At 72.0% G+C, this 16,459-nt stretch carries 9 protein-coding genes; 2 read left to right on the top strand and 7 right to left on the bottom strand.

Translation table 11 applies throughout. The features are described 5' to 3' along the window. Window positions 1-62 precede the first annotated feature (62 nt). Window positions 63-1,058: a hypothetical protein gene (locus OG510_RS30600; protein WP_406141056.1), complete on the bottom strand. Its 996-nt coding sequence runs from the start codon at window positions 1,056-1,058 to the stop codon at window positions 63-65. Then, window positions 1,055-4,510: a DNA polymerase III subunit alpha gene (locus tag OG510_RS30595; protein ID WP_406141054.1), complete on the bottom strand. Its 3,456-nt coding sequence runs from the start codon at window positions 4,508-4,510 to the stop codon at window positions 1,055-1,057. Before OG510_RS30595 ends, OG510_RS30600 begins: the two co-directional genes overlap by 4 nt. Window positions 4,511-4,659: 149 nt before the next feature. On the opposite strand from OG510_RS30595, the gene OG510_RS30590 reads away from it, so the two are divergent. Then, window positions 4,660-5,694, top strand: a complete 1,035-nt coding sequence (locus tag OG510_RS30590) for a DUF3533 domain-containing protein (RefSeq protein ID WP_406141052.1) — start codon at window positions 4,660-4,662, stop codon at window positions 5,692-5,694. Between the two features lie 79 nt (window positions 5,695-5,773). Here the strand turns inward: OG510_RS30590 and OG510_RS30585 are convergent, their stop codons facing one another. Next, entirely contained in the window at window positions 5,774-6,859 is a 1,086-nt protein-coding gene (locus tag OG510_RS30585; protein WP_406141051.1) for a S1 family peptidase, read from the bottom strand. A 365-nt stretch (window positions 6,860-7,224) separates the two neighbouring features. On the opposite strand from OG510_RS30585, the gene OG510_RS30580 reads away from it, so the two are divergent. Then, a complete protein-coding gene (locus OG510_RS30580) occupies window positions 7,225-8,121 on the top strand; it encodes an alpha/beta fold hydrolase (protein ID WP_406142636.1) in 897 nt (298 codons plus the stop codon). A gap of 30 nt (window positions 8,122-8,151) precedes the next feature. Here the strand turns inward: OG510_RS30580 and fxsT are convergent, their stop codons facing one another. The 4 genes from fxsT to fxsBH form a co-directional block, all read right to left on the bottom strand. Continuing rightward, entirely contained in the window at window positions 8,152-12,096 is a 3,945-nt protein-coding gene (fxsT, locus tag OG510_RS30575) for an FxSxx-COOH system tetratricopeptide repeat protein (protein WP_406141050.1), read from the bottom strand. After that, a complete protein-coding gene (gene fsxC, locus OG510_RS30570; protein ID WP_406141048.1) occupies window positions 12,080-13,414 on the bottom strand; it encodes an FxsC protein in 1,335 nt (444 codons plus the stop codon). Before fsxC ends, fxsT begins: the two co-directional genes overlap by 17 nt. 71 nt (window positions 13,415-13,485) lie before the next feature. After that, entirely contained in the window at window positions 13,486-14,253 is a 768-nt protein-coding gene (locus OG510_RS30565; protein WP_406141046.1) for an aminoglycoside N(3)-acetyltransferase, read from the bottom strand. After that, on the bottom strand, window positions 14,246-16,459 hold the full coding sequence (fxsBH, locus tag OG510_RS30560) for a radical SAM/SPASM protein FxsBH, inactivated beta-hydroxylase extension form (RefSeq protein ID WP_406141044.1): 2,214 nt from the start codon (window positions 16,457-16,459) through the stop codon (window positions 14,246-14,248). The genes OG510_RS30565 and fxsBH overlap by 8 nt, the downstream gene beginning before the upstream one ends.

Genomic DNA, 16,459 nt, shown 5'->3' with positions numbered 1-16,459 from the left:
GTAGCGGGGGAAGTTACGCGTCAGTAAAGAACTGATGGAAGATCAGAGAACGATCTTCGCGGTCACGGTACAGCGGCCCGCCGCACCGGCCGGCCCGCGCGGCGCGTGTGTCGCCGGTCCTGCGCCGCGAGCGTCCCCGGCACGACCGCCCCGGGTCCGAACCGTGCCCGTGCCCGGTCGGCGACCTCCTCGATCCGGCGCGCCTTGTCGTCGGTGGGGTCGAACATCAGCTGATGGGCTGCGTGCTCGGCCGGTGTCAGCCCCTCGGCCCGCAGCGCGATCCCGCGCACCCTGGCGCGCTGCAGCCCGAGCGAGTCATGGATCGCGTACGCGGCGGCGGTGAGCGCCGCCGAGTGCGCGGTCCGCTCGTGCAGGGTGCGGCCGCGGACGGTGGTGGACCGGTCGGCGTACCGCACGGTGAGCGTCAGCGAGCCGCACACCTGCCCTTCGCGGCGCATCCGGGCCCCCAGTTCATCGGTGAGCGAGAGCAGCGCCCCGCGCTGCCGGTCGCGGTCCAGTTCGTCGCGCGGGAAGGACCGTTCGGACGAGGTCGAGCGGGCTGCGGCGTTCGGCACGACCCGCGTACGGTCGATGCCGCGCGCCCTCTCCTGGAGTTCGCGCCCGGCGCGCGCTCCGGCGATCCGCTGGAGCGTGGCGAGGGGCGCGGCGGCGATCCTGCCGATGGAGTCGAGTCCGTACGAGCAGAGGGTGCGGGCCAGCTTCGGCCCGACCCCCTGGAGCGCGGCCGCGGGTTTGTCCGCGAGGAACGTCCGGGCGTCACCTGCCACCAGGGTCGTTCCCGGCCGGGCCTCCCGTGCGGCCATCCGGGCCAGCAGCGGATTGGCGCCCACCCCGATCGCGCAGTCGAGGCCGTGGTGGGCGAGCGCCCGCACCCGCAGCAGCGCGGCGAGTTCGGTGGCGCCGCACCCGAAGTACCGCTGTGCGCCGCGCACATCGATGAGCGCGGCGTCGGGCGGGAACGCCTGGACGAGGGGGGTGAGGTCCTCGATCAGGCCGAGCGGCAGCGCCTCGGGCGTGAACCGTACGGAGAGGATCATCCCGCGCTCCCCTGGCTGGAGTGCCAGAGCTTGCGCCCGGTGGCGTTCGGGTCACCGGCGGGCCTGAGGTCCGCCCAGGGGTTCATCTCGTAGCCGGTGGGCAGCTGGATACGGCGCCCGCCGCCCGGCTGCTCCGTGTCCCCGGCACTGTCCGGTGCGGGCGCGGCCAGCGCGGCGGCGACGGCTTCGAGGCCGCCGGTGCGCCGCAGCTCCACCAGGTCGGCCAGGTTCCAGGCCGCCGAGCCGACCACGCTGAGGCTGCGCGGCCCGCGCCGCTGCACCACTCCGCGCACCAGCAGCAGCCAGGAGTGGAAGACGGTGTACGCGCACGCGGCGTGGCTGTCGTCGAAGAAGGCGAGGTCGACCAGGCCCGTGCCGTCGTCCAGGGTCGTGAAGACGACCCGGCGCCCGGAGCGTATCGGCGGGGTCTGGGTGGCGGCCTTGGCCCCGGCGACCAGGACGCTCTGCCCGTGCTCGGCGGAGCGCAGCCGCCGGGCGGAGAGTGCGCCCAGTTCCTTCAGGAAGGCGTAGTGGTCCTCCATCAGATGGCGCGACGAGTCCATGCCGAGGATGCCGAGTTCGGCGCTGAGCCGCTCGGTGTCGCTGAGGTCGGGCAGCCCGGCCGGAGCCGTCCGCCGCCCTTCGCCCAGGGCGAGTTGGCCGCTGTGCGCGGATCCGCCACGGCCCTGGCGCGGCCCGGTGTGCAGTTCGGAGATGTGCAGCAGCAGATCCCGGCGGTTCGCGCCGAACGCGTCCAGCGCGCCGACCTGCGCGAGCCGCTGCGCGACCGGCTTGCCCGGCCTGGCGCGCTGCCAGAAGTCCAGCAGCGAGGAGTACGGCTGCCCGGCCTCGATCCGTCCGGCCTCGGCCTCGCTGATGCCGTGGACGTCGGACAGCGCGAGCCGGACACCCAAAGTACCGGACACCAGTTCGATACGGTGGGCGACCGCCGACCGGTTCACATCCAGCGGCAGCACCGGGACCCCGCGCCGCCGCGCGTCCGCCAGCAGCAGCCGCTTCGGGTACATCCCGGGGTCATGGGTGAGCAGCCCCGCGTAGAAGGCCGCGGGGTGGTGTGCCTTGAGCCAGGCGGACTGGTACGTCGGCACGGCGAAGGCCACCGCGTGCGCCTTGCAGAAGCCGTACGCGCCGAACGCCTCGACGATCTCCCAGGTGCGGGCGATGACATCGGGCGCATAGCCCCGCTCCGCCGTCGCCCCCGCGAACCAGGCACGGATCCGCCCCTGCCACTCCGGGTCGGAGAGCCTGCGGCGCGCCTGGTCCGCCTCGTCCCGGCCGCAGCCCGTCATGATCCGCAGGATCTCGATGATCTGCTCGTGGAAGACGACGACCCCGTAGGTGGCGCTCAGCGCCTCCGCCAGGTCGGGGTGCGGACAGCTCACCGGCGCGCGGCCGTGCCGGGCTTCGATGAAGGGCCGCACCATGTCGGCGGCGACCGGCCCCGGCCTGAAGAGCGAGATGTCGACGACCAGGTCGTCGAAGGTCTCGGGCTGCAGCCGCCCCACCAGGTCGCGCTGGCCGGGCGACTCGATCTGGAAGCAGCCCAGCGTCTCGGTGGAGCGGATGAGCCCGTACGTCGCGGGGTCGTCGGCGGGCACCTGCGCGGGGTCGTCCAGGTCGAGATGTTCGCCCGTGGCCCGGCCGATCTCGGCGACGGCGTGGGCCATCGCGGACTGCATCCGCACCCCCAGCACATCGAGCTTGAGCAGCCCCAGGTCCTCCACGTCCTCCTTGTCGAACTGGGACATCGGAAAGCCCTCGCCGCTGGTCGGCATCACCGGCGTACGCCGCAGCAGGGACGCGTCCGAGAGCAGCACCCCGCACGGGTGCATGGCGATCCCGCGGGGCAGTGCGTCGAGCCCCTCGACCAGATCCCACAGCCGTCCGTACTTCCCGCCGTCCCGCTTCGACTCCTCGGCCACGCCGCGCAGTTCGGGAAGCTCCGCCATCGCGGCACGTGCGTCGCGGGCGCGGATGTGCGGGAACGCCTTGGCGAGTCTGTCGGTCTCCGCCGGGTCCATCGAGAGGGCCGCGCCCACGTCCCGTATCGCATGGCGCACCCGGTAGGTCTCCGGCATGGCCACGGTGGCGACCCGCTCGGCGCCGAAGCGGCCGATGATCGCCCGGTAGACGTCGAGCCTGCGGGCCGACTCGACGTCGATGTCGATGTCGGGCAGCGCGAGCCTGCGCCGGGACAGGAAGCGCTCCATCAGCAGCCCGTGCTCGACGGGGTCCGCGTTGGCGATGCCCAGCAGATGGTTGACCAGGGAGCCCGCGCCGGAGCCGCGGGCCGCGACCCGGATACCCATCTCCTTCACGTCGTCCACGACCCGGGCGACGGTCAGGAAGTACGAGGCGTGGCCGTGGAAGGCGATGATGTCCAGCTCGTGGTGCATCCGCTCCCAGTACTCGCGTCTGCGGTCGTAGCCGCGCAGCACCATGCCGGCGGCGCTGCGGGAGGCGAGCACCCGCTGGGCGGTGCGGTGCGCGGCGCCGACGAGCCGCGGTTCGGGGAAGTGGACGGTGCCCATGCCGAGGTCGTCCTCGGCGTCGACGGCGCACGAGGCGGCCAGGGCCTGGGTCTCGTCGATCAGCCGGTGCGCGGTGTCCCGCCGGAAGCCCGCCGCCTCGGCGATCCGCTCGGCGGTACGGAACATCTCACCGGCGTCCTTGAGCCAGCGCTCCCCGCTGTCGAGGCCCTTGCGCGGGTCGACGGGCACCAGTCTGCGGGCGGCGTCGAGGACGTCGGCGACCGGGCCCTGCCCCTGGTCGGCGTAGCGGACGGCGTTGGTCAGCACGGGCCGTACGCCCTGCTCGGCGGCGAAGCCGAGCGTGCGGGCGGCGAGCCTGAGCGAGCCGGGTCCTGTGCCGCTCAGCCCGTGGTGGACCGCTTCGAGCCGCAGCGCGTCGCCGTACACCTCCCGCCAGGGGCCGAGCAGCCCGGCGGCCCGGTCCGGGCGGCCCGCGGCGAGCGCCCGGCCGACGTCCGAGTCCGGGCCGAGCAGGACGGCGAGGCCGTCCCCGTGATTCTCGTCCCAGGGCAGCAGCGGCCGCTCCCCGGCCGCGTGGGCGGCGGTGACCAGCCGGCACAGGGCCGCCCAGCCCTCGGCCCCGTCCCTGGCGATGAAGGTCGCGCGGGGCACGGACTCGTCGATGAACGCCCCACCGCGCACGGGGGCGCGCGTCCGGTGCGTGGGCCCATCGGCGCGCGCCCGGCCGCCGATCGCGAGCCGCGTCCCGAACAGGGGCCGCACCCCGGCCTCCGCGCACGCCTTGGCGAAGCGGACGGTGCCCGCGAGGGTGTCCCGGTCGGTCAGCGCGATGGCGTCCATACCCCGCTCGACGGCCCGCTCGGCGAGCCGCTCCGGGTGGGAGGCCCCGTACCGCAGGGAGAACCCCGAGACGGCGTGGAGATGCGTGAAACCGGGCATCCGCCGCACCTCCTGCTCCGATGATCAAGTCCGTTCCTGGCTCCCTTCTCCACCATAGACCACTTTCGAATACCTGTGCGATTAACGGTGCGTCAGCCATTCGGCCCGCCCCACCTGCGCAAACGCCCGCTCTACCGGACCGTGGGGCCATGACTTTCCTGGACGAGATGAAGACCGCCGTCACTCCCCGCGCGGCACTGCTCGTCATCGGCACCCTGGTGCTGCAGCTGCTGTTCATCGCGTCCTATGTGGGGGCTCTGCACAATCCCAGACCCAAGGACGTCCCCTTCGGGGTCGTCGCGCCCGCACAGGCCGGCCCGCGGCTGGTCGGCGAGCTCAAGGGGCTCTCCGGCCACCCGCTGGACCCGCGTACGGTCTCCAGCGCCGCCGAAGCCCGCAAGAAGATCCTCGACCGTGATCTGGACGGCGCCCTGATCGTCAGCCCCCGCGGCTCGAAGGACACCCTGCTGGTCGCGTCCGGCGGCGGGACCGTGCTGTCCTCGTCGCTGGACCGGATCGCCAACGCCGTGGAGAAGACACAGCGGCGCACTGTGCGGACCGTCGATGTGGCGCCGGCGTCGGCCCGGGACTTCGACGGGCTCTCCGCGTTCTACCTGGTCGTCGGCTGGTGCGTGGGCGGCTATCTCTGCGCGTCGATCCTGGCGATCAGCGCGGGCTCACGGGCCGCCAACGGGCGGCGCGCCGTGCTCAGGCTCGCCACCATGGCGCTCTACTCGGTCCTCGGCGGCCTGGGCGGCGCGGTCATCGTCGGCCCGGTGCTCGGCGCGCTGCCCGGCAGCGTCCTGGGGCTGTGGGGTCTCGGCGCGCTGGTCGTCTTCGGGGTCGGCGCGATCACCCTCGCCCTGCAGGCGCTCACCGGCATCGTGGGGATCGGCCTGGCCGTCCTGCTGGTCGTGATCGCGGGCAACCCGAGCGCGGGCGGCGCCTTCCCGCTGCCGATGCTGCCGCCGTTCTGGCACGCGATCGGCCCCTGGCTGCCCCCGGGCGCGGGGACCTGGGTGGCGCGCTCCATCGCGTACTTCAGGGGCAACTCCGTCACCGGCCCGCTGCTGGTGCTCTCCGGCTGGGCGGTGGTGGGCACGGTGATCACGATCGCCATGTCCACGTTCCGCGGAAGGCCCGCCACCGCCCCGGCGGCGGCGCGGGAGACACCCGGGGCCTGAGGGCGGACGGCAGAGGCCCGGCCCGTCACGAGGACGGGCCGGGCCCTGATGCTGTTACGGGAGTGCCACTACGGGAGCGTCAGCCGATCGTCGCCCCGAAGGCAGCCAGCGCCGCGGGCACCGGCTGGAAGAACGTCTCGCCGCCGGCGGAGCAGTCACCGCTGCCGCCCGAGGTGAGACCGATCGCACTGTCGCCCGAGAAGAGCGCGCCGCCGCTGTCACCGGGCTCGGCGCAGACATCGGTCTGGATCAGACCGTTGACGACGTCGCCGTTGCCGTAGTTGACGGTGGCGTCGAGCCCCTTCACCGTGCCGCCGTGCACCTGCGAGGTGGAACCGCTGCGCTGGACGGCCATGCCGACCGTCGCGTCGGCCGCCTTGGTGATCGGCTGCGTCTTGCCGTTGTAGAGGTCGACCTCACTCGGGTGCGGAGTGTCCGCCGTGTACTTCACCAGGCCGTAGTCGTGGCCGGGGAAGTCGGAGGCCGCGTTGGTGCCGATCTCCGAGCCGCCCTGCGAGTCCGACCAGCTGGTGACGGCCTCGGTGCAGTGCCCGGCGGTGATGAAGTACGGCTGGCCGTCCTTGACCACGTTGAAGCCGAGCGAGCAGCGGGCGCTGGAGCCCCAGATGGCGTCGCCGCCCGCGATGAGGGGCTTGAACTCCCCCGCGCTGTGCTTGAGTTCGGCCTTGGAGCCGAGCCCCTTGACGACGCTGTTCAGCTTCGAGAGCTTCGCGCCGGAGACGGTGCGGTCGGCGGTGACCACGATCTTGTTGCTGACCGGGTCGACCGCCCATGAGGTGCCGGGCAGCGATGCCTTGTCGGCCAGGGTCTTGCGTGCGCCGGTCAGTTCGGCCATCGAGTGCTGGACGACTCTCGCCCGGCCGCCCGCCTTGCGCACACCTTGGGCCGCCGCCTCGTCGACGACGTTCACCACCAGGTTCTTGCTCTTGGCGTCGTAGTACGAGCCTGCCGCGTCGGCGCCCAGCTTGTGGGTCAGCGTCGATGCCAGGTTCCCGGCCGCGGTCACGGACAGCGTCTTCACCGGGGATGCCGGTGCTGCCTCACTGGCGTTGGCCGTCTGGAAGGTGACGCCGGCGGCGATCAGCGCGGCGGCGCCGGTCGCTGCCGCGATCACTCGGCGCTTGGGTATGCGTCGGTGCTTCAACTTCGACCTCCTGTGGGGGCCGCTTCCGGTCATGTGGGGTGACCGGAAGCGGAGGATGGAGCCGCCCACTATTCCGACAGTCACAGCTCGCACACAAGGTCGACTCAAGGACGGGCACACGACACCAACAAGGCACCCGCACTCCTTTCACGAATGGGGAGTTCTCCGGGGGGACATAAGCGGATTCAAGCTGCCCCGAGGGGCAAATCGCCACCGCGCCCGACGGCCCGCCGTCCGCTATCCACCGCCGGGAGCCCGGATTGCGGCGTACTCCCGGCCGTATCCGCACTTTCCCACCAACTCCTCACCCCACAGAGCGCCCTGATGGGTAATCATCGGAATGAAGGGGGATGCCAGTGCACACGATGCATGCATACGGCACAGAGGGACCGGGGCTGCGCGGGCGGGTCCGCGCGCCGGACGGACGTCATCTGACAGTGGAGCGCCTCGGTGATCCGCACGGCAGGCCGGTGTTCCTGCTGCACGGCACACCGGGCAGCAGACTGGGGCCCGCCCCGCGCGGCATGGTGCTCTACCAGCGCAGAATGCAGCTCATCGCCTTCGACCGCCCGGGATACGGAGGCAGCGACCGGCTGCCGGGGCGCAGCGTCGCCGATGTCGCCCAGGACGTCGGGGCGATCGCCGACGCACTGGGGATCGAGAGGTTCGCCGTCGCGGGCCGGTCGGGCGGCGCGCCCCACGCGCTCGCCTGCGCCGCCCTGCTGCCGGGCCGGGTCACCAGAGCCGCCGCCCTGGTCACGCTCGCCCCCAGGGACGCCGTAGGGCTCGACTGGTTCGACGGCATGGCGGCGTCCAACGTCCGGGAGTACACCAGCGCGTCCGACGACCCCGACGGTCTGGCGGCCCGGCTCATCCCGCGCTCGGCGGAGATCAGGAAGAACCCGGTCCGCCTGCTCGACCAGCTGTTCAGCGACCTCACCGACTCCGACCGCAGAGTCGTCAACGACGCGGGCGTACGGGCCATGCTGCTGCGCAACTACCAGGAGGCGCTGCGCACTTCACCGTACGGCTGGATCGACGACGCGCTCGCCTTCTCCCGCCCCTGGGGCTTCGACCCCGCCGACATCCGCAGCCCGATCATGCTGTGGCACGGGGTGAAGGACGTCTTCTCGCCCGTCGGCCACTCCCGCTGGCTCGCCCGGCGCATTCCCGGCGCGACGGCCGTACTGGAACCGGCCGCCGCGCACTTCGACGCGCTGCACGCGCTCCCCCGCGTCCTCAACTGGCTGCTGGACGAGTGAGGACCGGGGCGCGCGGGAACGTCCCGGCGGTCACACCACGAGCGGCTCCAGGTCCCGGCTGAACCGCCGGGCGTCGCCCGCGATCCCCACGTAGTCGTGGTCGTCACCGAGCTGGCGCTGCAGCTCGGTGACGGTCTCCGCCCTCAGCAGCTGCGCCTCCTCCTTGCGGCCGAGCGCGTCCAGCGTCACCGACATGTTGGACGCACAGGCCAGCGTCTCCGGATGGTGGGCGCCGACGACCTCGCGCAGCGCCGCGACCACCCGGCGCTCGATCTCCAGGGCCTTGGGCAGGTCGCCGAGATCGGCCGTGACATTGGCGAGGTTGACGGTCGCGAACAGCACATGCGGATGGCGGGGGTTCAGTACGTCGCTCATCGCCCTGATCGTGGAGGCGAGCACCGACTCGGCGGTGTCGAGCGCCCCGCAGGCCCCCTGGTAGATACCGAGGTTGTTCATGGCGGTCAGGGTGTACGGGTGCCGCTCCCCCGGCATCTTCATGTACTGGTCGACCACCGCCTGCGCGGTGTCGCGCGCCCCCACCGCGTCCCCGGCGGCGAACAGGTCGGCCGCGAAGTTCAGGTCGCAGGCCAGCCAGTCCGGGTTGGCCACCGTGTACTTGATGCGGTACCGGTCCCGGGTGGCCGAGGTCAGCCGCCTGGCGTCTTCGAGACTGCCCGCCCTGCGCAGCGAGACGGCCAGGCTCTTGGCGGCCGCGAGCGTACCGGGGAAGGCCCGCCCCAGCTGCTCCTTGAAGATCTGGTACGTCCGCGAGAGCAGCGCGACCGAGTCCTCGTACCGGCCGACCTCGCGCAGGTCGCGGGCGAGGTTCTGCGCCGACGAGAGGGTGTACGGATGCTCGGGGCCGAGCACCTCGGTGCGCCGGTCGTAGACGTCCTGGTCCATCTCGCGCGCGCGGGCGTACTGGCCGGAGATGCGCAGGTTCAGCGCCAGGTTGTTGGCCGCGGCCAGGGTCCTCGGATGCGACTCGTCGAAGATCTCCTTGAACCCCTCGTACGCCTCGGTGGCCAGCGTCATGGCCCTGCTGTACTCACCGACCGCGCCGAGGTCCATGGCGAGGGCGCTGGTGGTCATATAGGTGTGCGGATGCGAGGGGCCCAGTTCCGGGAGCTGCTCGCGCTGGCGCCGCAGGGTCTCCTCGTCCAGCTCCATGGCCTCCACGTAACGGCCGCGTGAGCGCAGGATGTTGGAGAGGTGGAAGCGGAGGTAGAGGTACTGCAGGTCGTTGTTGCCGAGGCGTTCGCGCCACACCTCGCGCAGCTCGCCCGCGAGGGCGGCGGCCGTGACGAAGTCGCCGCGCTTCCAGAGGTAGCGCACCCGGTCGATCATCAGCCTGCGGGTCTCCGGCTCCTTGCAGAGCCTGGCCTCCGACGGGCCGAGGTGCGGCCAGATGGGAGCGAAGTCGGGCCAGGTACCGGGGTTGTCTATGGGCTCGTCACCGTCGGGCCTGGCACCGGCGAGGATCATATGGACGGCGTGCCGTGCGTCGTCCCGCTCCGCGTGGCTGAGCTGCGCCTTGATCACGGCCTGCACCAGCCGGTGCACCTGGATCGAGCCGCCCACCGGGTCCACCTTGGCGAGCGCGAAGCGGCCGATCTCCCGGATGACCCGGCCCAGCACCAGCTTCTCCTGGAGCGTCGCGTCGTACGGCTTGAGCGCGTCGATCATCTCCCGGCTGTAGAGGAGCTTCGCCGAGATCGGCTCGGGTGCGAAGAAGGCGCAGAGCTGGAGCAGCCGGACCGCGGCGGGCGAGCGCTCCTTGAGGCGGGCGATCGACACGTTCCAGGTGGCGGCCACCGGTTCGGGGTAGCCGGCGGGCTGGTTGAGCCCGAGGACGCTCTCGGCCTCCTGGGCCAGCTGTTCCAGATAGGTGTCGACCGGGGTGGCGGTCTCGGCGATCCAGGCGGCCGCCTGCTCGACAGCGAGCGGCAGGTCGCCCACCGCCTCGGCGACCCGCGCCGCGTCCTCGCCGGAGAGTCCGGGCGCCCGGCGCTGGATGTGCTCGACGGACTCCTCCCGCATGAAGACGTCGACGGGCAGCGCGTCCCCGTACTGCGACCAGGTCTGGTTCCGTGAGGTCACCAGCACATGGCCGGGGCCGCCCGGCGGGAAGAAGCGCTTCACCTGCTCGGGGTCGTCCGCGTTGTCGAAGACCAGCAGCCACCGCGGGGTCGGCACCCCGCGGCGCAGCAGGTCGATGGCCTCCTGGGACGCGGACGCCATGTCGTCGGCGCCCTGGGTGCCGAGGCGGACGGCGAGTTCGGCGAGGCCGGCGATCACGTCGTCGGTCTGTTCCGCGGAGATCCACCAGACCAGGTCGTAGTCGGCCATGAAGCGGTGTACGTACTCCAGGGCCACCTGCGTCTTGCCGACGCCGCCGAGCCCGTACAGCGTCTGGGGCTGCGGCAGGACCACGGCCATGCCGCCGCCGAGCTGGTCCCGCATCCGCTCGAGGACCAGGGAGCGGCCGGTGAAGCCGGAGTTGCGGGCCGGCGCGTTCCAGATCTTCGGGACGGTCCCCGGGAACCGCGGCCCCGGCGCCACCCCGTCGACCGCCTGGCCCGGCCGGTCCACCGCCCGCAGCAGCGCCGCGGTGGCGTGCACTTCGTCCAGCCGGAACAGGTCGACCGGGTTCCGGTCGATGTACGGCGTGGTCAGCCGTACGTCACCGACGCGCAGCGGCAGCAGATGTCTGCGGGTCCCTGAGGGGTCCTCGGCCGCCGAGCGCTGCCAGACCTCCACCGCGCGGGCCGACTTGAGATAGGCGCTGGACAGGACGACGACGGTACGGACAGCGCCGTCGGCCGCCGTCACCTCCGCGCCGGACGGCGGCGCCTCGGCCGAGACGTCGCGCGGCACCACCCGGAAGCCCGCGCGGGTGAGCACCGACTCGATCCAGTCGGCCCACATCCGGTTCTCCGCCACATAGCTGAGCAGCAGATCGGCGGGGAGCGCGGGGCGGCGGCGGGTGAAGGCGTCCCTGATGCGCAGCCTGACCTCTTCGGGGATCTGCGGCATCGAGGTGATCCGCCGGTCCGTGACGACGGCGGCGAGCCGTTCGAAGGCGGACAGCAGCGAGTTGGTGAGCCCGGCCTCGTCGCCGAAGGTGGCCAGGGTCTCCTCGTACGCGTAGTAGGGGCGGTACGGGATCTCGACGGCTCCCCAGTAGGCGGTGAGCTCCTCGCCGGTGAGCCCGCGCGGCAGCCCGTCGAACCGGAGCCGGGCCAGGGCCCGTCCGGCGTCCGCCTTCTCCTTCTCGCCCTCGTCGATCCGCATCGGGACGGGCAGGATCTGGATGCCACGGCCGCCGTCGTGCTTGTCGATCTGGCGGGCCACAGCGGCGGCGCCGTCGATGGACTGGTCGCTGAGCGTGAAGCAGTCGACGAGCATGTCGGGCAGATGGACGGTGCAGATGTCGGCGATGTCGCTGAGGCCGGTCCTGCTGTCGATGAGGACGTAGTCGTAGTTGGCCTTCATGTCGTCGCGCAGCGCGTCGAAGAAGTGGCCGCCGCCGAGCCGGTCGTAGAAGTTGTCCCAGTCGAAGGTGGAGACGGTCGCGGAGTACTCGCGGTTCTGCCGGCCGGCGGACACGAAGTCGAGGGTGCCGCCGTCGGGGAACTCCCAGCCCAGCGTCTCCGGTGTCAGCGAGACCGCGTGCTGCTGGATACGGGCGTAGTCCCGGTGCCAGTCGTCGGGGCGCGGGACGGGGCTGGTGGCCGCCCAGGCGTACTCGGTGATCAGGTCGATGATCCCGGTGGTGGCGCCGAGCGTGGACGGGTCGAGGAAGGGGTGGAAGAAGCGGTAGAGGCCCGGTGCCTCCAGGTCCCAGTCGACCGCGAGGACGCTTTTGCCGTTGGCGGCCAGGATCCAGGCGGTGTTGGCCAGCGCCATGGTCCGGCCGGTACCTCCCTTGTACGAATAGAAGGTGACGATGCGTCCGTCACGCCCTGCCGTCATCCGTGTCCTCCGCATCGAGCGCGAGATCCTGTGTAGCCGGTATGTAGCGGGTGGTGGCCTGTTCGGTCGTCATCGGGCCGATGAGCCGGGGACGTTCGTGGTGGCCGCCGCCGCCCGGCGGGTAGACGACGGCGTGCTTCAGATACTGCTGGGCGGCGGCCTCCACCACCTGGGGCAGGATCCGGCCGAACGCCTCCATGCTCGGGACGCCCTTGGCCGCGGCTCTGGACGCGGCGCGCCCCTCCCGCATCTTCGACGGCATGGTGTCCTCCAGACGGCCGGTGAGCTCGGCCTCGGAGGCTCTGCTCTGGTGGTCGTCGCGGTTCCAGGGGACGACCACGCTCACCCAGGGGCGGTGCTCCGAGTCGAAGGCGGCGAGCCTTCGGCGCCGTTCCTCGTCGTGCAGGGCCCAGCGGTCGACGAGCAGCACCTCGGGGCGCGACGGCGGCTGCTTCCCGTCGAGATGGAGGACCTCCTCGTCGAACGAGGTGACGGTGGCCTGGTAGTTGAGCGAGCGCACCAGATCCTCGGCGAGCCGGGACAGCGGCTGCGCGGAGACGGGGTGGTAGGGGTTCCAGTCCAGCGGGGTGTCCCCGTAGTACTCGGCGTGCCGGCCGTCGGGCAGATCGTGGCGGGTGGGCGCGGCGACAGTCAGTTTCATCGGGCGCGGGCCCGCGCTCGGCGGCCCGAAGGCGCTGGGTATGGCGCGGTAGTCGACGGGGCGGCAGGGGCCGATGTCCGACGAGTCGGCGACGCTCACAATGCGTTTGGCGAGTTCGTAGACGGCCCGCTCGTACTCCTCGGCGAATATCCGCAGCTTGACGAGTCCGTAGAGTCCGTCGGACACATAGCGCTCGCCGAAGACCCGGTGGTTGAACTGCAACCGCGCTGCCGGGCCCGGCAGTTGGTGCGGCGGTACGGGGACCCAGAGGGCGGGGACTATCGCGTCGGCGGGGCGGTTGCTGCGGGCCTGCTGCTGAATGGCGCGCTGGGCGAAGGCGTACCACTCCTTGCCGCACATCTCGCTGCCGAAATAGCGGGGCGAGAAGAGCGGTACGAAGACCCGGCAGGTGGCCAGGACTTCACCGAGCCGCTCCGACCAGCCCTCCCCCGTCCGCAGCTCCCGGTCGATGAAGCCGGCGGGTGCCCCCGCGGGCAGGTTGGTCATGGCCATCACATGGGCGCAGAGATCGCGGAAGAGCCGCTCGACCCACATGTCAGGGTCGGGCCCGACGGCTCCGTGTTTCGGAGTGTGCGCATAGCTGAGAAAAAAATACGGCCTGTGGTTCGCCGCTCTCGGCTCTTCCGATGCTGCCAACTCGGCCCCCCGTCGTCCATGAAGACATCATTCCGGAGCGAAGAGTCTCCACCCCGTCGACGTTCGGTCAATCAACGCCGCTTTTCGGTCATCCATTTCCTCGCGTGCCGCACGGCTTCCTTGATCGGAAACAGCATGGCGGCCGCGTTACCCAGCTTCCCCTCCCGCAGGCTCGTATGGGGGAAATCGGCTCCGATCAGTTCGAAATCGCTGTCGTCGAGTTCGATGTCCCGGTATTCGAACCACGCACGCCGTCCGCCCCTGCTCACCACACACCGGTACAGCCGCGTCGGGGTATCCGGAATACGGTATTCAGCGAGATGGAAGGAGGTGCACACACCGAATCCCACATTGATCATCAATTCCTCCGCACCGGCGGCCGCGAGCCTGCCGAGCGGGGAATCCTCACCGAGATGGCAGTCGGCCCTGTGGTCCTTTACCAGCTCATCGGCGCGCGCGCCCAGCGCGGCGAACGAGGTCTGCGGATGGCCGCTGCGTACCGCGCCCGGGGAGCGCCGTACGCATTCAGCCAGCCGGCCCATGCCGGGGCAGGGCGTACGGGCCGGATCGAAGGCGGGCATCGTGGCGAGGAACCGGGCCCTGGCGTCCGCGGTGAGCCCGGCGGTCTGCCGCAGATGGGCGCTCGATGTCGTCGAGTTCTCCGGGGTGAAGGCCGGGACCACCAGCGTCCCGTCCCTGCCCAGTACCTCGACGAGCGCGTCGCGCAGCGCGGGCGCGCCCAGTCCGGTGCCGCCGAGCGCGGCGTGCACCAGCAGCGTCGCGCCCTCCCGCACACCGAGCGCGCGCAGCTCGGCGGCCGTCCCCGCGCCCTCAGCCACGGGCCGTCTCCTCCCACTCGTCCCACAGGGCCGCGGCCAGGCTCCTGCCGCTGACGGTCAGTTCGGCCGCACCCTCCAGAGCTTCCAGCGCCTGCCGGGTGTGCGCCAGGGTGCGTGGGCGGTCCGCTCCCCCGTACGCGGCGAGCGCCACGCCCTCGTAGGCGCCGGCCAGCACCTCGGAGACCGGCACCGGCTCCGGCCGCCAGGCCACCCGGTGCTGCCAGGAGCCGTCCTGGGCGTAGAGGTCGGTGACGTCCAGGAGCGCGCGCAGCTTCGCCCGGCGTGCCGCGCGCAGCAGACCGTCGGGGGTGAGGCCGGACAGGGACACACCGATGGCCCCGTGGCCGTGCCTGCCGACGGCGGGCACGCCCGCGGTCAGCGGGGTCACCGTGGTGAGGCGGCCCGCGGCGTCCTCGGCGTGCGCGGGGACCGCCGTACGCAGCACGGCCCAGGCGTGCGCGAAGCGACGGCTCCAGTCGGCGGCGCCGGCCAGGGTGAGGCGCCCGGCGACGGGCGTACCGAAGCAGTCGCGGTACGGATCGAGGTCGTCGAGCGCGAGATCGGGGGCCCCGTCGCAGTCGATCCGGCGCACCGGCTGCCAGCTGTCGGTGGCCTCGTCGGGGCGCGGCACGCGCAGTTCGGCGCCCCCGGCCCCGACCAGGAAGCCCTTCTCGGCACGGCGGACCTCGGCGTGGCCGCTCGGGGCGGCTCCGGTGAGGCGTAACGCGCCGTAGGTCGGCAGATGCAGCAGACCACCGGTGTACGGGACGGTGACGGGCAGGTCGAGCCCGCCGCGCAGGGCCCCGGCCGCCACCAGGGCGGCGAGTCCGCCGGGGGCACCGGTGGACTCGCGGCCCTGGTGCAGGGCGTCCAGGCAACTGAGCAGCCAGCTGCGGGCGTAGGGGTGGGCGAGCACGGTGTCGAGCCCGTCTGAGCGCTGCTCGACCGCGCCCGCCAGCTCCCAGGCCCGCGCCCACTCATCGCCGCCGCGGCCGGCCAGCTCCGTGTGCAGCGCGGCGAGCAGAGTGCGGGTCAGTTCCTGCTGTCCGGCGTCCAGCTCGCGCGGATCGGTGAGCGCGGGCGCCGTGGTGGCCGCGGCGGTGCGGGTCTCGATACCGCGGACCAGCGCCTCCAGGTCCGCGCAGTAGACGCTCTCCTGGCCGAAGGAGCCCGCACGGTAGCGGTGGGTGTAGAGGCCGCCCCCGCAGGACCGTACGACGGGGCACTGCCGGCACTTCTCGCCGACCCCGGCGAGGCCGAGCTGGCGGGCGCGGACCCCCGGGTGCGCGGCGACCTCGTCGAAGGCGTGGCCGAAGACGTCGAATCCGGTGAACGCGGCGCCCTCGTAGGCGCTCTTGAGGGAGTCGACCTGCTCCAGCGTGCCGTCGGTCTCCACGACCACCAGGTCGGTGGGGGCCAGCCCGAGCGACTCGGTGAGGCTCGGACCGCCGTTGAGGGTGGAGATGACCGACTCGAAGAGCCGCACGGGGATCCGCCGCCCCTGTGCGTCCCAGCGGTCGAAGACCGTCAGGATCCAGTCGGCGTAGGCGGTCGGCGCTCCGGCGGGCCGGTGCGGGGGGTCGTCCCAGGTGGCGTGCGGCAGCAGGAAGTCGATGCGCGGCGGGTCGAGGTCGGTGAGCGCGTCGTATACGGCGACGGGGTCGTTCAGGACGTCGATGGTGCAGAGCAGGCCCAGGTCGAGATGGGCGTACCGGTCCTGGTGGAGCAGTTCGACGGCTCTGAGGACCAGCGGATGACTGGTGCGGCCGTCGGCGAAACGGCGGTGGCGGTCGTTGGCCGCGCGGTCACCGTCGAGGGAGATACCCACCCGGACGTGGAACTCGTCGAAGAGGTCGAGGTACCGGGGGCTGAGCTGGAGGCCGTTGGTATGGATCCGGAGGTCGAGCTCGGTGGTCCCCCGCAGGGCCCCGGTGAGCTCCTCACAGACGCGGCGCAGCCGTTCGGGACCTGCGAGCAGTGGCTCCCCTCCGTGCAGGATCACTGACACGGAGGGCAGGTCATGGGTCCTGGCGTGCTCCGCGAGTCGCAGAGCCGTCCAGTGGATCGCCCGATCGGAGATGGCTCTGGGCCTGGAGCGCCAGCTCTGGTCGGCGTGTTCGTAGACATAGCAGTGGTCACAGGCAAGATCGCATCTGCTGTGGACCTTGAGGACGATCTCGCGGAATGGGACCAGGGGTCCAGTCAT

The sequence above is a fragment of the Streptomyces sp. NBC_01089 genome, from assembly GCF_045162975.1.
Lineage (GTDB): Bacteria > Actinomycetota > Actinomycetes > Streptomycetales > Streptomycetaceae > Streptomyces.
The sequence above is the reverse complement of the archived record's forward strand: the minus strand, read 5'-3'. Positions and strand labels throughout refer to the sequence as shown.